The 22,179-nt window shown below is 48.9% G+C and carries 12 protein-coding genes; 11 read left to right on the plus strand and 1 reads right to left on the minus strand.

Annotated features, from left to right (window positions below):
• Positions 1-71 precede the first annotated feature (71 nt).
• A complete protein-coding gene (locus J2I48_RS13445) occupies positions 72-6,995 on the plus strand; it encodes a cellulose binding domain-containing protein (RefSeq protein WP_207335977.1) in 6,924 nt (2,307 codons plus the stop codon).
• Between the two features lie 137 nt (positions 6,996-7,132).
• Positions 7,133-8,134, plus strand: coding sequence for a glycoside hydrolase family 26 protein (locus tag J2I48_RS13450; protein WP_207335978.1), 1,002 nt, complete (start codon positions 7,133-7,135; stop codon positions 8,132-8,134).
• A 408-nt stretch (positions 8,135-8,542) separates the two neighbouring features.
• Here J2I48_RS13450 and J2I48_RS13455 read toward each other — a convergent pair whose 3' ends face one another.
• Positions 8,543-9,937, minus strand: coding sequence for a helix-turn-helix domain-containing protein (locus J2I48_RS13455; protein ID WP_207335979.1), 1,395 nt, complete (start codon positions 9,935-9,937; stop codon positions 8,543-8,545).
• A 271-nt stretch (positions 9,938-10,208) separates the two neighbouring features.
• Here J2I48_RS13455 and J2I48_RS13460 point away from each other — a divergent pair, with 271 nt between their 5' ends.
• The 9 genes from J2I48_RS13460 to J2I48_RS13500 form a co-directional block, all read left to right on the plus strand.
• Positions 10,209-10,814, plus strand: a complete 606-nt coding sequence (locus tag J2I48_RS13460; RefSeq protein ID WP_207335980.1) for a GTPase domain-containing protein — start codon at positions 10,209-10,211, stop codon at positions 10,812-10,814.
• A gap of 20 nt (positions 10,815-10,834) precedes the next feature.
• Complete coding sequence (locus tag J2I48_RS13465; protein WP_207335981.1) at positions 10,835-12,052, plus strand: GTPase domain-containing protein; 1,218 nt, start codon at positions 10,835-10,837, stop codon at positions 12,050-12,052.
• 71 nt (positions 12,053-12,123) lie between these two features.
• Positions 12,124-14,442, plus strand: a complete 2,319-nt coding sequence (locus tag J2I48_RS13470) for a WG repeat-containing protein (protein ID WP_207335982.1) — start codon at positions 12,124-12,126, stop codon at positions 14,440-14,442.
• Positions 14,443-14,490: 48 nt separating this feature from the next.
• Positions 14,491-15,657 (plus strand): glycoside hydrolase family protein, encoded by a 1,167-nt coding sequence (locus tag J2I48_RS13475; RefSeq protein ID WP_207335983.1) that lies wholly within the window; start codon positions 14,491-14,493, stop codon positions 15,655-15,657.
• Between the two features lie 41 nt (positions 15,658-15,698).
• A complete protein-coding gene (locus tag J2I48_RS13480) occupies positions 15,699-16,910 on the plus strand; it encodes an ATP-binding protein (RefSeq protein WP_207335984.1) in 1,212 nt (403 codons plus the stop codon).
• A 42-nt stretch (positions 16,911-16,952) separates the two neighbouring features.
• A complete protein-coding gene (locus J2I48_RS13485; RefSeq protein WP_207335985.1) occupies positions 16,953-18,038 on the plus strand; it encodes a hypothetical protein in 1,086 nt (361 codons plus the stop codon).
• Positions 18,039-18,054: 16 nt separating this feature from the next.
• Positions 18,055-20,127, plus strand: a complete 2,073-nt coding sequence (locus J2I48_RS13490; RefSeq protein WP_207335986.1) for a hypothetical protein — start codon at positions 18,055-18,057, stop codon at positions 20,125-20,127.
• A 36-nt stretch (positions 20,128-20,163) separates the two neighbouring features.
• A complete protein-coding gene (locus tag J2I48_RS13495) occupies positions 20,164-20,946 on the plus strand; it encodes an OmpA family protein (protein WP_207335987.1) in 783 nt (260 codons plus the stop codon).
• Between the two features lie 33 nt (positions 20,947-20,979).
• Positions 20,980-22,179, plus strand: a 1,200-nt coding sequence (locus J2I48_RS13500; protein ID WP_207335988.1) for a DUF8812 domain-containing protein, incomplete at its 3' end; no start/stop codon positions are given.

Below are 22,179 nucleotides of genomic sequence, written 5' to 3' on the forward strand. Positions count from 1 at the left end.
TAAGGTACAGGTGGGGTTAAACCCGCCTCAATCAGACTCTTCTCCCTTGTTCAATCCTAAAAAATAGTCAAATGGCCAAGTTTTTATTCAACAAGCTCAACGCGAACAAACCAAGTGGGCAGTGCTGGCAGATGGGGTTATTTCTGCTATTGCTCATCAGTCAGTTCAATGCCTTTGCCCAGGGCGACATCTGGGGTGGTAAGTATCGTGTCAAAGTCGGTAACGGCGACGTAGCCAGCTACGAATGGTATTACGACGAAGACAAGACAATGACCATTCCGGCCACCACGCCCTCGATTATCATTCGGGTGGGGGCCGATGTGCGGGGCACCACCGCCAGCGTGGTGCTTAACTATGTGGCCTATCCGGCGGGAGCCAGACCCGCCTCGCCAACCTATACCAGCCTAACGCTTACCACCTCAGGCGATATCAACTATCTTGAACCCAGTAATACCGTCGGTGTAAACCTCAACGAACTGGTGAACGGCCAGCCTGGGAACTACCTGTTTGAAGGGTATTTGACGTATAGCTACACCAACGGTACGGTTCGCCGCTTTCCGGGTGCTGGTAAGTTCTGGAAACTGGCCTTCGGCTTAGGTGAACCCATTGCCACACCGACCTTCGCGCCGGGCGGGGGAAGTTACTCCAGCAGCCAGACCGTCACGCTCTCAACCACCACGGCGGGAGCAACCTTGCGCTACACCACTAACGGCAGCGACCCCACCGCCAGTAGCACCGAATACACCGACCCCATTGCGCTGCCACAGGGCGCCACGACGTCTATCACGACCATCAAGGTGAAAGGGTTTAAGGTAGGCAATTTGGATTCGCCCATTGCGTCGGCTACCTATACCATCATAGGCACCAATGCGGTGGCTCCTGTGAGTTTTTCTCCAGTCACGGCCACCAAATTCGCCTACGCGCAGCCCATTACACTGACCACTACTACCGCCGACGCAACGATTCGCTATACTACCAACGGCAGCGACCCCACCGCCACCAGTACGGCCTACACCGGCCCGTTTCAGGTTATCGGCTCGACAACGGTAAAAGCAAAGGCGTTTAAAGCCGGAGCCGACGATTCGCCCATCACGTCGGCGGTATATACCCGTTCTGATCCGGGATTGTGGGGGGCCAAAGTGCGCGTGAACGGCACCAACTACGAATGGTATTACGGCACTGAAACTATCGCCGGGCCAACGGCGGCTCTTGGCGGCACACCCATGCGGTTTGGCGTGGAAGGGCACGGTGCCTCCGACGTACCCAGTGCGGGGTTCAACGACGGCAAGTACTACTATCGCGTCTATGCCACTGGCAGCACCCCACCGGCCACGTTTACATCGGCCAACCTGACGCTCAACGACCCAAACCTATTGCTGGGCAACCGGGTAATTTTCCTCGATTTCAGCACCAGCGGGCTGACGTTACAGGGGCTGGCAGGCAACGTACCGGGCGCGTACACCCTCGAAGGCTACTACACCTATGAGCAGTATGAACGCCTCAACGGAACGGGTGCCCTCACGCCGCCCTCAAAGTACACGGCCCGCTTCCCTGGAGGTACAGGCGTACAGAAGTTTACCTTCACAGTAGCTCCGGCTCCACCCACCTTTGCACCTTTGACCGCCGCTGTGTATGACGATCCCATTTCGGTTACGTTAACAACCAGCGTAGCGGGGGCCGTGATCCGCTATACTACCGACGGCACCGACCCCACGGCCAGCAGTTCCCAATATACCGGCCCGTTTACGATAGCCACCACAACCACCCTCAAAGCTGCTTCCTTTGGCGGGGGCGTACCTAATTCGCCCATCGCCACGGGTACGTATACCATTGCGGCCTACGACCCCAACGTGTATCCCCGTTTTGTCATCGACGGCACAGTGATCAAGAAGAAAACCAGCGCGAGCGATCCGGGTACGTTGTTCAAAATTAGGGGTATTAACATCAACGGTTCCAACTGGAACTGGGATTTCGACAATGAAGTGACCGACCCGGCCATGCCTGCCAAAGTGGCCGACGTGTGGGGATTCAACGCTGTGCGGATCAACCTGTTTATTAATTCCTACCAGAGCTACAAGCGCAAATGGGATGCGAACGATGAGGCCAAACTGACCACGCTCATCCAGCGCTACACCGCCAAGGGTGTGGTCTGCATGATCGAGGTGCATGACAATACAGGCGGCTTCCCGGCCTCCTCGGGTGTGAGCGACCCCACCCAGAGTGGCGTAACGCAACCCGAACTCAACGAATGGTGGCGGCAGAAGGCCCGGCAATACCGCAACAACCCCTACGTGTGGTTTAACATCCAGAACGAGCCGGGTTATACCGGCGGCATCGACTACGCAGGCAACGCCAGCCTCCGCAACAGCTGGAAAGCCCTGCACCAAGGAGCCATTGAGGCCATCCGCAGCACCCAGGCCGAGAACATCATCGTGGCCGATGTGATCAACTATGCCTCCGAAGCGGTAGGCTACGGCACAGTGGCCGACGACGAAAAGCACCGCACGAACGTGGTAACGCCCGCCATGTCGTGCGTGATGACTGATGGCACCGAGGTGCTCAGTTATGACACGAAGCGCAACACTATTTTCGCCATTCACCCCTACACGGGCTGGGATACACCGGGCAAGTTCAAAAATTATATGGACATGGTTACGGGCGCGGGCTATCCGGTCATCGTCACCGAGGGGATGCCCGCTTTCCGCTACGACAACGGCGTAGGCTGGCGGGCGGGCTGGAGTAGCCGGGCCGAATGGGACATCTTCAAATACTACCGGGAAACGGGCCACGCCCAATCGTCGGGCTGGATGATGTGGCACTGGAACGGCTCCGGCGGCCAGAAACTAGCTTATACAGGTGGTGGCAAGACCGTCAACAGCAACGATTTCAACACCCGCCCAACCAACCTCAACCGCGAGGGGGGCTGGGTCTGGGACCAGATCCACAACCCATCGTCCTTAGTCGATTTTCTGCCCATTAGCAACGCAGGCACCACCCGCCTGCGGCTGGAAGATGCCCGGCAGTGGAAAGATGCCTACGAACAGGCACTCGATGCTAACCTCAATCAGCTCAGCACTGGTCTGGCCGACCGGTATTCGGGCGGTACGGAAGGCTTGGCCTGGAACGAGTGGGACGTAAACGTACAAACGGCGGGCGTCTACAAGATCGACCTGCGGGGCTTTAACAAGTCAGGTACTGACGCGCTGTTCCAAATCCGGGCGTTCGATTATACGCTCCTGGGTCAGGTGACGATTCCGGCCAACACCAACGCCGTGGGTACGTTTACCTCGTCGGCCATGACCCTGCCCGCGGGCAATCAGATTATCCGGTTGGTGCGGGTGCCTGCCGTTGATGCGCAGTATACGTACCTGGATATCAAACTTGGTGTGCCCGACACCACGCCACCAAGCACCCCTGCCAACCTGCGCGAGTTTACCCGTACCAGCAATGGTGCCGTGATGCAGTGGGGCGCCTCGACCGACAACGAAGGTATCGGCAGTTACGAAGTATTCCGCGACGGTACGTCGGTGGGCAAAACAGGCAAGACTTACTTCACAGTGGGGGGCTTGACCCAAAACACGGCCTACACGTTTACAGTCAAAGCCATCGACTATAGCGGCAATACGTCGGGGGCTAGTGCGGGATTGGCACTCACCACCGACCCCGTGCAGGTGATCACCAATATTGACGACAAGACCGAAGGGACTGATCTGAATCAGGTGAGCTACAACGCTAAGGATGCAGACGGCGCGGCCCGCAACGGCTGGGTACGCAATAACGACGCGGCTAATTTCGGCGGTACCGAAACCTACACCACCCAGGCCAACGCGACGGTGACGATCCGGTTTACGGGCACGCAGGCGTTGGTTTACGGCACCAAAAAATCGGGTCACGGCGAGATGATGGTGTCGGTAGATGGTGGGGCTGAATACTTTATTCCTGCAAGCTTCTACACGTCAGGGGCCGACACACGGCAGGCGTTTGTGTTTGCCACGCCCAAGTTTTCCAACGGCCCTCACACGCTTGTGCTGCGCAATCTGGGCCAATACGTGTCGTTCGATTACGTAGCGGCTCTCAGTGGTGCCGTTGACAACACGCCCCCCACGGCCCCGGCTGCGCTGCGCGTGTTCTATACTACTGAGAAGAAAGTGATGCTCCAGTGGAATGCCTCGACCGATGCGGTCGGCGTGAAGGAGTATGAGGTGTTCAACGGTGGTACGTCGCTGGGCAAAACCACGAAGCTCTACGCTGAGTATGCTTGGGCGGGTACGTCGGGCGAAACGGGCACCTTCACGGTGAAAGCGATGGATCTGGCAGGCAACGTATCGGACGCGTCGGCGGTGTTAACGGTCGTTCAGCCTGCCGCCCCGACAGAACCGCTGAGCATTGATGACAAGACGGAAGGGGCTGGGCTGAATCAGGTGCTGTACAGTGCCAAAGACCCCAACGCCACCGCTACCAACGGCTGGGTACGGTACGACGACGTGGCCAACTTCGGCGGTTCAGAAACGTACACCACGCAGAACAACGCGACCATCACCATCCGCTTTAACGGCACACAGGCGCGTGTGTTCGGCACGAAGAAAACCGGCCACGGCGAGATGACAGCCAGTTTGGATGGGGGTGCGGCTTACGCCATCCCCGTCAATTTCAAAACGGCAGGGGCCGATCAGCGGGCCACGTTCATCTGGGCCACGCCCGATTTGCCCGCCGGTGAACACACGCTAGTGTTGAAAAACGGGGGTCAGTATGTTGCCTTCGACCAACTGGTTGTTGTCGGAGCACCCGACCAAACGCCACCTGTGGTCCGTGCTAAAAACGTGACCGTGCAGCTCAATGGTCAAGGGCAGGCGGTGGTTACTGCAGATCAGGTCGACAATGGCAGCACCGATAACCGGGCCATTACGGGCAAGTCACTGAGCAAAACGAGCTTCGACTGCACCAATAAAGGCGCTAATGCCGTTCTGCTGACCGTCACCGACGCAGCGGGTAACTCGGCCACGGCCACCGCTACGATTACGGTACAGGACAACATCGCACCAACGGCGGTTGCCAAAAATGTGACGGTACAGCTCAATAGTCAGGGACAGGCCACGATTTCGGCGGAGACTATCAATAATGGCAGCAGCGATAACTGCGCAGGTACGTTGACGTACAGCCTGAATAAGACCGCGTTTGATTGCTCAACGAAAGGCGACAATGCCGTAATCCTGACCGTTACCGATGCCAGTGGCAACACGGCTACGGCAGCAGCGACCGTAACGGTGGAAGACAAGATAGCCCCAATGGCCGTTGCCAAAAACCTAATCGTTCAACTTAATACACAGGGACTGGCCAGCATTGTGGCAATAGACCTGAACAACGGCAGTAGTGACAATTGTGCCGGTACGCTCAGCTACAGCCTCAGCAAATCGTCGTTCGACTGCTCAAACGTGGGCCAGAACACCGTTACGCTGACCGTCTCGGACGCGGTGGGTAACCTGGCAACCGCCACGGCGATAATCACCATTGTTAACACGGTGCCCAGGCCGGCAATAGCCGCGCAACCGGCCAGCCTGTCTATCTATCAGAACACGGGGACTATCAGTCTCACCGTCACCAACTGCCCCGGCACGGTAGAGTGGCAGGGCGGCAGCGGATCCGGCGATGGTAACCGGCTATTGACCCTGCCCGCCACGGCGGTAGCAGGTGTATATTCATACACGGCCGTATGTGTGCAGAACGGATGCCGTAGCGACGGCCTTCCGGTGAGCCTGACGGTCGTAGCACCTTATATTAACGTGCTGCATCAGGATGGGGACAACGGCCAAACGACCAACAACACGTTGCGGCCCAATCTCCAGCTAACGAATACGGGCAATACGGCGGTACCATTGGCTCAGCTAACGGTGCGCTACTGGTTCACGGCGGAGAACTACACGCCACCCATAACCATATGGATCGACTGGGCGCAGATAGGTAGCAACCGGGTGAAAACGAAATACGTTTACCTCGACGAGCCGCGCAACGGGGCCAACGGATACGTGGAGTACAGCTTCGATGCCAGCGCGGGCGACCTTACCGCAGGCAGCAACACCGGTCCCATTCAGAGCCGCATCGCCCGGCAGAACTGGGCGAATTTTAACGAGACCGATGATTACTCGTTTGCCGCCAATGGCGCGTACACGGCCAACCGCCGTATCACCGTTTACCGCAACGGCGAGCTAATATGGGGCAGTGAACCCACGCTTGCCGCCCCGCTGACGAGCCTGAAGGTGTGGCATGAAAACAAAAACGGCAATACCAGCAGCAATGCCATCAGTACGTACCTGAAGCTGAGTAACGAGGGCAACCTGCCCGTGGCCTACAAAGACTTGCTGGTGCGCTATTGGTTTACAGCAGACGGCACCCAGCCCCTCACGTTCGCACTCGACTACGCCGAACTGGGCAATGGTAAAGTGAAAGGGTGGGTGAAAAAGCTGAATCCCGTGCGCAACGGAGCCGACACATACCTCGAACTGAGCTTCGACGAGTCGCTGGGTAGCCTTTACCCGCTCAGCAACACGGGCAACGTACAGTGCCGGCTTTACAAATCGGACTGGTCGGCTTTCAGCGAAACGAACGATTATTCGTATAAAGCCGCCGGGGCGATGGGCGAAAACGCGAAGATCACCATCTACCGCCGGGTGGCCAACGGCGAACCGCAGCTTATCTACGGCACCGAACCCCCGTCGGGCGGACGCATAGCCGCCGAGCCGGAGGTGCCCTTTACGGTCATGCTGCTGGGCAACCCTGTACGGCAGTCGGCGGAGCTGGAGGTGCGCGGGGCCGCTGGCAACCCGCTTATCTTGACACTGACGGACGTGCAGGGTCGGCAGGTAGGCATTCATCGGGTAGAGGTTGCCGGGGTGGTCGAGCGTATGAGCGTTCCCATCGACGGCCACGGACCCGGTCTGCTACTACTCCGGGTCACGACACCTACCCAAACGCAGACCGTTAAACTGCTGAACGAGTAGGCCACGGGCAACACGAGCCAGGTCACTATCATCGGGTCAGTTCTGGCGAACTGGCCCATTTTTTATCAGCAACAAAGCCATTCGCTTGGCCACTAGCTGGCCAGCGGCCATACCAATTCAAAAACGTATCCCCAAAAATGAGCCAACGACTTACGCTGACCGCGCTGCTAACATTTGCTGTCGTAGTGACCTTATATGCGCAACCAACCGCCCGGGTGCCGTATTACGGTGCCCGTCTCGAACCCCGACAGGCCGTGCTGCACGGCGCGGGTCAGGCCGAAGTGGTTGCCGTTGCCGAATACACAAAATCGTTGTCGGCGGCTACCCGGCCTATTCTGTTCATGGATTATGCCGGTTTAAACAGCCCCAAAATTGGCAATCAACTCCGGTCTATTTTAACGAAATGCCGCCAGTTTTCCTGGTTCGTCATTCCGCAGATTGGCCTGAGCATGACTACCGACGGGCAACCCGACAAACATTACGAAGGAGAGGTTGCTGCAGGCCGTTACGATGCCCTGATCGACACGCTGGTACAGACGCTGAAGAGGTACGACCGACCAATTTACCTGCGCATCGGCTACGAGTTCAACGGGCATTGGAACGGCTATCAGCCTGCCACATATCAACAGGCCTTCCGGCATATTTACGACCGGCTCCGGGCAGCAAATGCCAACAACGTGGCCACAGTCTGGTGCTACGGCCCCGACAGTGAGACAGACACCTACGCGGCGTTCTACCCCGGCGATGATGTTGTGGACTGGTGGGGCATTGATCTATTTAAGCCTGCCTCTTTCACATACCCATCCACTATCCAGTTTCTGGCCGATGCCCGCCAACATCGTAAGCCAGTAATGATCGGCGAATCGACGCCTAAATTCGTGGGGGTATCCAATGGTAAACGATCTTGGGAAACGTGGTTTCGGCCCTACTTTGCCCTGGTCCAGGCGAATCCCCACATCAAAGCGTTTTGTTACATCAACTGGAACTGGGCACGGTTTGACTATTGGAAAGACTGGGGTGATGCCCGTGTCGGCCAGAACGCTTACATCAACCAACACTACCAGCGGGCTATTCGCTACAAGCGGATAGCTCACGGCGCGGACCGTCAGACCACTGAGGCCCTGCTAAGTGGTAAATAGTGTACTTAAATTCATAGAAAATAGCGCTGAAACAAGTTTTTTCTTCACCTCATATTCATCACACTCCTTGACACACTGTAGTGAGCAGTCTCTTGACGCTGACATATCTGGGACTAATAAGCAATAATTTGCGTGCTTTGGCCAAATGGAGTTATGTGGTTTTCTTCCGTAGCTTCACCTATCTAAGCACTGTCAAAAACATCCTGTTCCCTATCAGCTACTTCGTCGGTACAGAGGCAGCTTGTCGAAGTGCAGCTGTGAGTATCCAAAGCTTTAATAGCTTGAAAAGTTGTTAGGATTACAAATAATCAGCTTGTAGCTTGTACCGAAACAATCACTCCATTTTTTCAGGACAAGTCACCTCGATTTGCAAAGTCGACAAGCCGGGATGGCGGATGAAGGGAACCGTTATAATACCCAGTCAGGATAAAATTTCAAGGAGAAGTTAACCTTACGAATGAGAGCCTGGATTTTATCGGCTGGCATTTCCAGCAGATCCGAGATTGCATTGATTTCCGGGCTAATCGATTCAGAGTGGGCTAGCTGATTTACGCGCTGAACGGATTTATCCAGTTCAGTAAAAAACAACCGGATATCGGCGTTTTTTTTAAAGATATCAAGTTTGTCATTCTTAATCAGACACTCGTAATTGAGCTGAATCAGGGAGTCATCGGAATAAAGAAATCGATTGACATTAAACAGTAGACAGAAAGTATTGGCGTGATCCTGTTCATATTGCTGTTTGATCTTAGAAATAAAAGGTTCCCAGCCAATGTAAACTGTGTAAGTATTCCCCGTAAATTTTTCATTAAACGCTTTGACCACCTGTTTCAAAATAATGGCCGACGGTAGAGTGAGCATGGCGAAGGCTTCCCCAATCCTACTGATATACTGAGTGACGTTGCTGGCACTCCCTTGGTTTGAGCCAGAGATTGTTTTCATGATATTGGACATTATAAAGACGTTGTCTTCAACTTTGTCACTTTTTATCTCAACTCGCTGATTTCCTTCTAATTTGTATTTGGCGATGACATCGTTGATAATAAACTCCGATATACTATCTTTCTGATAATAGAAGATGCTGTTCTTCACAAAATCGAACCACTGTTCCTTTTCTAAACGGTGATAGTGTAGAAAATCCGATTTCGCCAGTTTTCGCCGACTTTCAAGGTCTTGACCTGGTTCCACCACCCAGCCCTTATCTCGTGGATTATTTGCGAAAACAATGGCGTACAAGCCTCCTTTGATGGTATCACAGATCGTAGCAATAGGAATAGTACCTTGTGCCCTCGTTGTAATCGAGGGAATAAAGACCAAGTCAAATAACTGCGAATTGATGCCAAACTGAAGATCCTTGTGAGTGACTAACTCAAAGGATGCTTCCGGCTCGTTTCCCTCTTCAAAGAGCTCCTTACCAGTTACAGATACAATTGCACCCTGTTCATCCGATTCCAAATCCACAAAATTCAACCGCCGACTGGTCTCTTGGGAATGATTAATTTCGTGGGAATACGCGAATTTGATTGGGATGCTGGGTTTATTGATAAGCATGCTAAGGAGTGGGATAGACCAAACTGTTGGGCTAAACCCTATTTTAAGCCCCGTATCCGTACTTTTCAATTCAGCAAGTGAGGTGTCCAGAACAGAACCAATTTGCTTTAGAATATCATCACTGACGGAATCCGCTTTTCCTTTCTCAATCTGATTCAGATAAGGCAGGCTCACTTGCGCCTTAAGTGCCAATACTGTCTGGGACAAGCCCTGTGTCTTTCTCAGGAATCGAATTTTTTCTCCAATGTTCATGTTTTGATTCGTTTATCTAACTAAAATAGTTTAAAAAAATTTAAACTATTTTTTTTGAACCACTGTTTTTTGGACAGAATTAGTAATTTTGTCCAACAATACACAAAAATACGTTAATTTAGCTTATTTCTGTGTTTATCGGTCCAATTACTAGTCAGGTTATCAATAATTCTTTAAATAGTAATATTTTTTAATTAAAAATTGCTATTATTTAACTTTGTAACAAGACAACATCTGCCTGATGACACGCCAGTTACTCATACCAATCGTAATGAAGACTTCACCTGGAGTCCTGAAAGGGGAAGGGGGTGATTCGTCAACTTCCAATCGCCCCGCACGCCGTCCCCCCCAGCTCACCCGAAACATTTGCCTGATCGGTCGGACTGGCAGCGGAAAATCCAGCACTGGAAATGCATTGCTCGGCTACAATTTTTTCATTTCAGGAGCCGAGAACGGCCTGACATCGGTCGCGGACTGGATTGACTACGAGGATGGGTATACCTTGACAGACACCCCAGGCCTACTAGACGAGATCGATTACGAGAGCTCCGTCATCAGGCACTTGTGGAAGAGCAGCATCATCGTATACGTCACCAGTGGTCAGCTATACCAGCCTGAGCTTGATTTCCTCGCTAAGATACACGATCAGTATCTCAATGAGCATATCTTTTTATTATTCGTTAACCGACAGGATGAGAAGAAAAATATTCTGAATAGCAAGCAAATTAAAACCGAGCGGGAGGCCATTATTAATCAGCTTGCCAAATGGATTCCTGCCTCTAAAATTGCTTTCGGCAGCTCTGCACCGGTAAAATTCGGGAAGATACAACGCCCAGATATCAACGAACTTAAATCACTTATTCACCAATTCATGTAGCACAAATGGAGTATAATCAGATGAAGGACGAAATGGCACTTCTTCAGAAGGAACTGCAGGAGGGTTTGGATAAAATGCTTGCCGAAGTTGGCAACAAGCTGAATGCTAAAGAAAAAGCGGCTATTCAGCAGGAAGTCGATGAGATCATTGAACTGATCGAACGTCTGAAAACAGGACTGATCTGGATTGCGCTTTTCGGACGAACCTCGGTAGGTAAATCCGCTATCGCTAATTCCATAATTGGGGAAGACATACACCAAGTAGGTGTTGAACACGACCTAACCGATAGGGCAACCCCTTACCGCAAAGAGCCGTGGATGATTGTCGATGTGCCAGGCATTTTGGGTAAAAAGGTCAATGCCGAAACTGCACTTGAAGAAGCGAGAAAGGCACACGGACACATATTTGTGGTAGAGGAGGAGCCGTTCGACTTGGAGATCGAGCTCTTTGACTTAATTAGCAACTACATGCCAGACGCTCCTCGGGTTGTTTTTGTCAATAAGTTTGATCGGCTGCAGCACATGACCAAGCGCGACCGGGACATGGTCATTCAGCGCATCAAGGAGAAAATGCGGAAATACGTTAAGCGCGATGAGGACATTGTCTTCGGCAGTGCCCAGTTAAAGGACGATGAAACAGACGAAATGGTACGCCAGAAACTGCCCCAGCTTGAAGATAGGCTGTATGCTGATGCAGGTACCCTGGGGCAGATTGTTAACGTTCTTGACCCGGCGAAACGCGCTGCCGACCTTTCGCACGGCATTAATAATAAGATCGTTGAAATCCGCAAAAAGGTCGCCCGACGAGTCATTCAGGCCTACGCTATCGGTGCTGTTGGTACCGGTTTTATTCCATTTGACAGCCTGATCGTTGCTCCCGCCATGTATGGCAGTTTAGCTTATGCATTAGTGAAGATTATGGGTGGGAAAGAACCGGTCGATTTTGACAAAAAGAGAATGGCGATTGACATTCTGAAGGCCTGTGCAACCTTCCTTGGAGCGGAATTTATTGCTGTAGCAGTAGCCGAAACCATTACCTCAGCACTTGGCCCAATCGGTTGGATGGTCGACTGGGCTGCATTGTCTTTTTACAAGTATAAGAGAACCCTAATTTTTGGGGAGGCTACGCTACTTTATATTGCAAACGGCTTCACGTTCGGAAACGATGCCAGGACTGCAATTGAGAAAGCGAAACAGGAAGCGTCTCAGCATTATGCTTCTTTCAGCAAACGTAAATAACCCTGGTTTATAACGAACTGATTCGGGAGTATCACCCAGATCAGTTCGCTTTTCCAACTCTCTACCCATATATGCTAATTAACCCCGCCACCATCGGCATCTTAGCCCAAGCTGGTTCTGCCGTACTCAGTACTCAGAATTTACTGCTACAGACTCAGATACGGAAAGCCTCTATGGACGCTGCCATTACAGGAGCGCAACTTAGCCATGATAATCAAATTAAATTGTTTAGGCTGCAACAGGAATACCAGAATCAGGCACGCTGGCAGGAAGCTAACCAACGTGCCCTGCATCAGCGCCAACACCAGGAAAACGAATATGCATTAAGGGCCCACCAGAACCGATTGGAACGAGCCAACGAATCATACTACACACCCGGGAGTTGGATACAGACTCATCTACCCAACAAGCCAGCTCCGTTCATTATAATCAGTACAAATACTCGACAAGAGTTTAATCCGTTCCAAAAGGAGGCTCCCCGTATTGCGCCATTGGGTAGCGTGGCCCGCCGGTTACGGCATTATAATTTTCTTTACGAGCACGACCTGCTGTCCATTATTACAACAATGGAATCATTCTCCAGCGATTCAGATGTTCTGGCGTTTTACTACCGGGAATTAAACTGCCCATGCATTGTTCTCTACGCCGAATTCTCCGGTTCTGCCTTATTAATAAACGCCCTTTACGCAGGTATGCTGGAAGGCCAGACCCAGTTGGATGAAACTACTTCCTCAATCGACTTTAGTCCGCGGATTACTACCCTTTGGGAGATTTCATATAACAGAATTGCAGCGATAAAGGCAGATAATTTAAAAGCACCTAACAACTTCGGTTGGCTCGATATGCTCGAGACCTATACGGAAACCTTCATTGGTCTAAACACTCAAACTCTGTTAGATGAGTACTTTCGAAACGTTCCTGCAAATCTTTACCAATCTCAAACCTCCAGGTATCTGAAAGACAAAGAACATGAACTAAAACCTATTGGACTTTGGGACAGCTTTGAAAAGATTATTACTAACCGACAAATTCGTATCAAGCAGCAACAAGCTTTATTACTCAATAAACTAAAAAACAACAAGTTGCTTTCAGACAACGATGCCAGATATCTGGGACACTTCGATCCTTTTCAATCAAAATCAGTCGTTGAAGTGGTTGGTAATAAATGGTCATTTCGAGGTGTAGATAATACTTTGCAAACGCCCTACTTGGTCTTTTGGAATAGTAGCCACCAACCTGAATTCAAGTCCGGCACCTTACTGTTGAAAAACAAGGATGGATTGTATGGATTCCTCAATACGGATGGCTATCTAATTATCCCGTTTACCTATGAAGGTGCTGATTTTATGTCGGAAGACCAGGCGGCTGTTTGCAAAGATGGTAAGTGGGGGTTGGTTGGCTTAAATGGCAGATTAACTGTTGCTCTTAAGTACGAAGACCTGTATTCACCAAGAGGAGGATTTGCAAGCTTTAAACGCAATAGAAAATGGGGGTTGCTTGGTATTAACGGCACAGAAGTAATTGCACCAGAATTTGAAATGGTCCGAGTAGCGGAATACGACCGGGTCATAGTTAAAAATAAAAAATGGGGACTGGTCAGCGTTGAGGGTGAAATTTTATTGAATTCTGAATTCGATGAAATTCTAAACTTGAATCATGAGTTCTGTTTGCTTTCCAAGGAAACGAACTTTTACATTTATCACCTCCCGAGTAAGCTTCTGATCGAGCTTCGTGATGCTAACTTAAAAAACTGGGAATTTACCCCGCTGGCGACTACTGAAGTAAACAAGTTTCACGGGTCTCCCTGGCAAGCCTACTCATTTTATCAATTATCGGATTCATTCTATCTGTTCTCGATTAATCGGACCACTGTTAGTGGCGACAAATCGAAAATCAATCAGGCCTATCTTCTGAAAAAAGAATCGAATACGATTCGTCTCTACAAATCAGCCGATGCTGGACGATCAGAAATTCCTGACGTATCACTGCCGGATTCGATGCCAATTCCGGTAGTGAGTAGCACAGGGGCAGGGTTTCTATCTCCCTCGCTTACCCCTCTGATCTCTTGCACATACCAAGCGATAATGCCTTTCAGTCAAGGACTGGCTGCTGTCAAACAGGGGGATTATTGGGGATTCATAGACTCAGCCAATAAATTCATCGTGCCGGCAATCTACGAACAGGTAAAACCTTTTTCCGATGGCCTCGCTGCTGTACGGGTCGAGGGTAAGTGGGGTTTTATTGATCTTGGAGGCAATACGGTCATCGACTACGTTTTTCAGGAAGTTAGTCCTTTTCAAGAGAGTCGTGCTTTTGCCCGCTATACCAATCGAGATAACTGGGCTATCCTGGATAACGTGGGCAATATCCTGGTCGAAGCCAAAACATGATGATGAATTGTCAACTGTTAAACAACAATACCGTAAACGGAAGGAATCATGGACAAAATTGTTATCGCAAACTGGATTCGTTCGCACGAGGTAGCAGATAGTCAGATCTATACGGATCCAGATGGTCATTCGACTATCGGTATTGGCTTTGATTTGGATGAAGTTGGGGCTCGGGAAAGAATCGAAGGTCTTGGGGCTAACTTCGAGAGTGTGTTAGATGGTACGGAGTCCTTAACAGAGACTCAGATTGAAGAATTATTCAACCAAGATATCGATCACTCTATTAACGCTGCCCGCTCTATCTTTCCCGACTTGGATGCTTATCCGGCAAACAAGCAAGTTGCCATCATTGACATGGTTTATGATCTTGGAGAAAGAGACTTTAAAAAGTTAGATACGGTAATTGATGCTATCAAACAGCAGCACTGGACTGACGCTTCTACTAAGATGCAGGAGTCGGTTCTTTTTAACCAACTTAGTCACCGGGCAACGGAAGAAATCAGTCTGATACGGGATGATTACACGAATCCATTACCGAATTTAAACGACAACGGTAGTTATAATGACAACACGGACTTGTATTATCCATCCAGTTCTGTATCCCACTACGTAGACTCACCTTTTAACAGTCTGGATACTGCTATAACGACGATTCACTTGATGCACTTGATGGATATGCAACATGAACATCCTGAGCATCCTTCTGCGGTAGACCATTCACCAACCACTCCGTCTCCAGATACCCTTGTTGATCATACCGAAACACAGCCAGTGGGGATCATTCCAGTGGACAACATTTCACCATACATCGATTATTCCCCGCATCTTACTGCAAATGATATTTATTTAGTGACAGATCAGCCTGGTGACCCTGGGTATCCCTCCGTTCCCGATCATACGCCGACTGATTTGGCCCCAGGTACGTATGTGGATACCACCGAGACATATCCAGCAGATGGCATCCCGGTGGACACTACTCCACAAAATACTGATCTACTCCAGCTGCCTACTGCAGATGATATTTATCTGAACAACGATTGTCTCAATGTACAGGGCGGCTGGCGGACCCCCGACGATTTGCAGGAGTTCATGGCTCGAAATGGTTTTGAAACCAACCCACCTTCCAACGGCAGCCCTGGACTGGAGGTCTATACGGATCAGAGTTTTCCAGATAGTCACTTGGATGGAGGTCATGATTTTACCTCAATAGACTAAGTCCTGCTGTTCTATTTCCGACCAACCAAAAACAAATCCCAATGACACAATTAGAAAGATTAAGTATTGAAAAACAGAACCAATGCCAGCACGAAAAGGTGATCGATGCGGGCGCGATTCATTTGTTTAAACTGCTTCCCACTCTGAGCGAACTCAGGGAATATAATCTCTACATCTCGGGATCCAGAATTCAGGAGTGCTTGGTTTGCCGGAAACTATTGTTGCAGGAGAGTGACAAGAAGAAGCTGAAAGAGCTGGCCAATATGAGCAAGTCGCTCATGCGGTTATACAATCCATCCGACAAAATCACTATTTCGATTGGAGAGCTGGCTAAGTCGGTCGTGTTTCTGAACATGAACGAGCCCAAAGCCAGCGACTCAGCCGAGGTGTCATTTTTCAAACTGACTGAACCTCAGGTGACAATGGCTGATGTTATTCTGAATGAGGCTACTACCAAGAGCATAGAGGAGGCTAAGATCAATATGGTCTACAGTAAAACGCTGTACGAAACCTGGGAATACAGGAAGATTAAGCCTTATGGGAAAGCAACTATCCTGAGTTTTTTTGGCCCGCCTGGAACTGGTAAAACACGCACGGCCCAAGCACTGGCTGCCGATTTAGGGAAGCCATTCATAGATGTTAACCTGGCGGACCTGGAAAGCAAATTCATGTCTCAGACCAGCAAGAACATAGCCGAAGCATTCCAGGTAGCTACGAAAGAGAATGCCCTCATTTTCTTCGATGAAGCCGACACGGTTTTGGGGAAACGATTGGGTACGGTCACTCAGGGAATAGATGCAGAAATTAATATGTCGCGCTCGACGATGCTGAAAGAGCTTGAGCGATTCGAGGGGGTCTGTGTCTTTGCTACCAATTTTGAGGGCAACATTGACCGGGCTTTCGTGCGACGCATTGCGTACCACATACCGTTTTCGCTCCCAGACACGAGCACGCTGCGTCGGCTTTGGGAGTACATTCTTCTGCCTACAATTCCTCTCAACGAGCCACGGGAAGAAGTGATTGACCGCTTAGTAGATGAGAGCGAAGGACTCTCTGGATCCGATCTTGCAACGGTTGTGGTACTGGCCTTTCCAAAATCGGTCATGCTTGATAAGGAAAACCCCATTCTCCATCTACAGCATCTGCTGGAGGCAGTAGATTTTATTAAGCGAAGCAACCGAACTGTTGGGGTTCGCACCAAGGTTAACGAAATCCGTGAACAGTATGGCCTCAACGGGAACAGTGAGAACTAATAAGACATTGATACCTAATTGTAACCTTTTAATCTAAAAATCATGGGATTTTGGAGTGATGTCAAGTCAGCAGTGAGTAGTGGCTATAAATCCTTTGCTCGCGCCGTTTCGAACGTAGGTAGTACAATCGTGAAAGCGACCCGTGCCGGGTATGATTATATCAAAGAGGGGGCAAAGAAAGCTATCAAGGCAGTTGGCAAGTTCGCTGGCAAGGTCGCTCGCATTTTTAACGAGGGCTACGATGAGACCCGAGCTGAGGTGGTAGGAGAGGATGTGGCAATGGCTGAGTATATCAACGAACTCGAAAAGCAACTGAAAAACTATCGCGAACGCACTAAAGGGGAAGAGCAGGTTAAACAGATCTTCCGAATGGTTCGGGAAATGATCGGGATTCAATACGAAAACCAGGGCGAAAACTCCCTCGAGATTTTCCAGAATTATACTCGCCACTACGTCTCGGCCAAGTTCCTGCAAGACTTGGTCAGCCAACGGGAGGAGATCCGATCCCCTGCTGAGATCGACCTCGCCTTTCTAAACCTGATTCAGAAATTCCTGACCAATTCGATATCTAACCTGGAGTTGGAGGAACTTGATAAGCAGATCCAGCAACTCTACAATGGGAAAGACCTACTCATCATCGGAAGCGAAGCTCTAGCCGACATCTGGCAGCACCAGGGTAATTCCCTCATCAAGGAATTGAAAGCTTTGAACAAACAATTAGACAGTGCCAAAATTGCGCTAACCACCAAGGCTGATCGAATCGAACGTAAAGAAAGATCCGAACCTGAGTCTATTACAGACGAGGAACGCAAGGAAGTAGAGGATCTCCGCAAATCTATTGAAGCCCTGAAAGCGGACATCAGCGACCGCAAGACCAAGGAAGCAGATACTACCGAGATGAAGAATATACTGAATGGTATTCACTTTATTTTTCAGCATGAAAACGACCCTCGTATTTCTACTGCGATGCGCGAAGAAGCGATTGAAGTAGGGGCCGATTTCGTTGAATGGCAGGATAGCAATGTGCCACCAGCGGAACACAAGAAATCGAGGATGCGTCGGTTTGGCTTAGCCGCCCAAGCCAAAATGAGGGAGATGGGAATGAATGAAACAATCAATGTTGAATAAAGCATAAATCAAATGCATGGAAATCATTAGAATTCTTTTACCAGACCACGACCCGATACAATGGATACAAATTATCCTGTTGGTGGTCTTCGTGTTGCTCATGGCTGTCGGCATTTACTTGTATACCCAATCAGAGGAACGTTGGCAGGCAAAGCTTAAAGAATTGAAGTCGGATTTGTCGATGCTGACTGATGCTGGCGCAGACAAGTCGATCAAAGATTTAATTACTACTTCCTGGCAGGACTCGTTTCTGCAGTCACTACCGGGTATTTTCCTGATCGTCGGGCTATTGGGTACATTCATTAGCTTGGGCATATCGCTGACCAAATTATCTCCGGCCATTGATAAAATGGATATCGGGGATCCATCGGGCATAAAGGAAGTACTTGAAGCTTTGGGAACCAAATTCAAAACCAGCATTTGGGGGATTCTATTCAACTTAATTTTCAGGCTGGGTTTTCTATACCGTCTGGAAAATACGTTGAGCCAGATCATCGAGGAGAACCTCTCAGACCTTTCAAAAAAATGGAAGTCGAAAGAAGCATCCTTTTCCAATACAGAAACCACGCGGTATAATCAGGTGATTTCGAAGAATAATGAGATTATTACCGCCCTACAACGAATAGCAACGGCAATGGATCTGGGAAACCAGAAAAGTGCTGAGTTTTATAAAGATCAGATGCTTTTTCAAGAAAATTTCCAGCGAGGAACGAGGACGTATCAAGTTGAATCATTGCGTCTCGAAAACGAGCGACACAACCAGTTAGTTGATCAAAATCGCGATATAATCAGTACTCAGGACCGATTGGTGAAAGAAGTGGGCAAGGGAAATCAAATCAGCACCATTTTTCACGAGTATCAGTCGCGGTTTCAAGAAAATTTCCGGAATGAGACTATTGCTCACTGGGACAAATCTTTACAGCTCCAAGACGAATCCATGAAGTACCTGCAATCTGTTTCAGAGACATTGGTCCCTTTCGGTCAGAGTGTGAAAGACCTCGGGCCTATCATTGTGGACATGAAGGAATTAGTAGATATGGTATCGAAAACACTGACTACCGCCACGAAAGACTTCGGAGAAGTCGCTGAGGGGCTCAAAGAATCGGTATCTACCTTCAAAACAGAGATTGAGAAGGCCCTGAAAGATTCATCAAATATAATGACTAAAAATGCGGGTGAGATGGGAAATAGTATAAACCGCTTTAATGAGCAAATAAAAACATCATTTGGTGCCTTTTCGGAATCGGTGAACGGAACCCTTGGGACAATCAGTGCTACTCTGGAAAAGTCGACGGATGAGATGAAGAGAACCATTGCCGATAGCATTGCTGATACTAAAGTTGTTATTGAAAAACTGGACAGACACCTCGGCGTGATTGACGATGTGTTAAGTGAAACGAAATCGACGCTGAAAGATATCCACGAAAAATTCAGTGACATAAACCAAGTCATTGATCGAGTCGCCAAAAGTGCTGAACAAGTTGCTGGCGATTCGTCCCAGGCAAACATTGAGTTGACTGGCGTTTTCAAAGAGAACGGCATACTGAACAAACAGTTGAAAGCCCTGATCGAAAGTCAAGAAAAACTGAACGGAATGGTTGCGTCATTCCCCCAGCAACGCTTAACTGAAATCGGGCAGGAACTGGGTCAGATTAAGGACACCATCGAACGCCTGACGAACAGTAACGCAATAATCACGGATGTTTTCAAAGAAAATGGGTTGTTAAACAGTCAATTGCAATCCTTACTCAATAGCCAGGAAAAGTTAAACGGGTTAGTGACTGCATTTCCCCAGCAACGTTTAACTGAAATTGGGCAGGAACTCGGGCAAATTAAGAATATCGTTGAACGCCTGACGAACAGTACTTCGACGCTGTACAACGAGCTACCCTCATCGCTTGATGGTCGCGGATTCTTGGGCACCAAACTGAGTAGCCTAATTGATAATCAGCAGGATATATATAAAAAGATCGTAGATGCCATTCAGGCAAATACTGACAGAGTCGTCCACAACAGTAAGGAAAAAGCCAATGGTGAGCAGGAAAAGAACGGTGAGTACCGAAAGGATTCCGAATTGCCCAGAAACTAATATGCCAGTCGTTTACACTTGCGCTCCTTTAAGCAGATGAAAGAAAGAGAAACTGAATGGATAACGATTAGCGATGCTATGGCTTCAATCGTTGCAATCCTAATTTTTTTTATGATCGCCATTTTGCTCAGTTCCGGGAAGCAGACAAAGAAGGTGCCGGAATTGATAAAAAAAATATCGCAATTACAAACAACTGTAGATTCTCTGATGCCCACGCATACAGGTAAGATTGATCCCGCCATGGTTCAAGCTGTTAAGAGTCGGCAAGAGATAAGCAGGATGATGGAGCAATGTTATGTCGATGTAATCAAAGGTACATCGCTGGAAAAGTACATTGAACTGAATACGGACCAACTGCAATTTACTTTTACAAACATTACATTCAAGTCAGAGAACCCCTGTTTCGAAGTTAAAGATCCGACACTCCTAGAACCTTTCTGGAAAGCCCTACAGTCTCTGCTGGAACAGGAACCCAATTCTATTGTGATCATCGAAGGCTATGCTGACAGAGACACCTTTCTTGGGGGAAAAGTGATATGTAAGCCATGTGAGGGAATGGATATTGACGAGAATCACTGTTTCTCAGATAATATCGGATTGTCAGCCTCCCGGGCACTGGAGGGCAAACGAAGGCTTACCAAGGGTTGGAATTTAGGGCTTTCTGAACGCGTGGTCGTAGCGGGATACGGCTCAACCAAATATGATGATAACCTGTCGAATGACCAGAATCGACGGGTCATTTTCAAGGTAGAATTAAATGTAAAGCGGAGTACATACATAGCTAAGGACCCGACTGAATTTTCTGCAATCTCTCAATGAAATCAAAAGCTATTTTTTAAAACTTTTATAAGGATGGCAAAGCAAGATAATCAACCAGTATATGGTCCGTCTCTTCCTACTCTTCCCAGTTTGAATGGGTATCATTTCACCTTTAAAGAAGAAGTGGGAAAAGACCCTAAAACTCAAGAGATCAGCTTACACCCACATATTCCACCAGGAAGCTCGAGTTCAGGCGTGACATTAGGTCCTGGGTACGATATGAAAGAGCGATCTCCAGAGGAGGTACGTGCAACGTTAATAGGTATTGGTATGAGTGAAGAACGTGCGTCGGCCTTCTCAGAAGGAGCTGGTTTAGAAGGTAAAGAGGCTCGCGAATGGGCATCAGATCATAGACAGCTTAACATTACCCCAGCTGAACGTATTGAGTTGTTTAACGTTTTGATTCCACAATATGAAGAAAGGGCTCAAACTGCTTTAAATAATTTTGCACAAAAAAATGGTCTCGACCCAGAAGATGTTAAACTCGCTAACTTAGATGACAGACAGCGAGGAGCTCTTGTTGATATTGAGTATAACGGTGGTATACGTAACTTTCCCATGCTTACTGATGCCGTTATACATAACAACTGGGGAGCTGCTGCTGCTGAATATACACGTGTTGATGGAAATGGAGCACCGCTTGGCAGAAATGAAAACTATTTTAATGAATTTATTTACCCTGGAATGAGGGAAAATTATGAGCAAGAACAAACACTAGCGAAACTGGGAATTCAAGAGTTAGACATTTCAAAGGAACTTCCATCAGAAAGTGTTACTCATGATGGCTTGCCTCATGTCGATCCGCATGCGGTAAGGGCTGACTTTGATAATCATTATGGTGAATCATTGAAGGATTTATATTTCGGATCACAAACTAATCCAGATCAGTTTATAATTGACAATCAGAGCTTTCAGCTAAATGAAAATAATGTTCCTCATACACCAGACACTTTACAAAACGAAATTTTGGGACAAAACCAATCCTCTACTTATCTCGATTCTCAAATACCTGAACATGCATCCCACAGTCCCAATTATACTAATCTAACTACATTAATAGAGAATACTTCGACAGAAATAACTACACCCGCTCCTACCGAACCACAGTATGCTGATCTAACTGGTAACGGCTTTCAGCCTACCGAACCACAGTACGCTGATCTAACAGGCAACGGCTTTCAACCTACTGAACCACAGTATGCTGATCTAACAGGCAACGGCTTTCAGCCTACT

This window comes from Fibrella aquatilis (genome assembly GCF_017353255.1).
GTDB lineage: Bacteria > Bacteroidota > Bacteroidia > Cytophagales > Spirosomataceae > Fibrella > Fibrella aquatilis.

Coding starts and splice junctions, on each gene's coding strand:
- J2I48_RS13445 (WP_207335977.1), top strand. CDS start 72: ATGGCCAAGTTTTTATTCAACAAGCTCAACGCGAACAAACCAAGTGGG.
- J2I48_RS13450 (WP_207335978.1), top strand. CDS start 7,133: ATGAGCCAACGACTTACGCTGACCGCGCTGCTAACATTTGCTGTCGTA.
- J2I48_RS13455 (WP_207335979.1), bottom strand. CDS start 9,937: ATGAACATTGGAGAAAAAATTCGATTCCTGAGAAAGACACAGGGCTTG.
- J2I48_RS13460 (WP_207335980.1), top strand. CDS start 10,209: ATGAAGACTTCACCTGGAGTCCTGAAAGGGGAAGGGGGTGATTCGTCA.
- J2I48_RS13465 (WP_207335981.1), top strand. CDS start 10,835: ATGAAGGACGAAATGGCACTTCTTCAGAAGGAACTGCAGGAGGGTTTG.
- J2I48_RS13470 (WP_207335982.1), top strand. CDS start 12,124: ATGCTAATTAACCCCGCCACCATCGGCATCTTAGCCCAAGCTGGTTCT.
- J2I48_RS13475 (WP_207335983.1), top strand. CDS start 14,491: ATGGACAAAATTGTTATCGCAAACTGGATTCGTTCGCACGAGGTAGCA.
- J2I48_RS13480 (WP_207335984.1), top strand. CDS start 15,699: ATGACACAATTAGAAAGATTAAGTATTGAAAAACAGAACCAATGCCAG.
- J2I48_RS13485 (WP_207335985.1), top strand. CDS start 16,953: ATGGGATTTTGGAGTGATGTCAAGTCAGCAGTGAGTAGTGGCTATAAA.
- J2I48_RS13490 (WP_207335986.1), top strand. CDS start 18,055: ATGGAAATCATTAGAATTCTTTTACCAGACCACGACCCGATACAATGG.
- J2I48_RS13495 (WP_207335987.1), top strand. CDS start 20,164: ATGAAAGAAAGAGAAACTGAATGGATAACGATTAGCGATGCTATGGCT.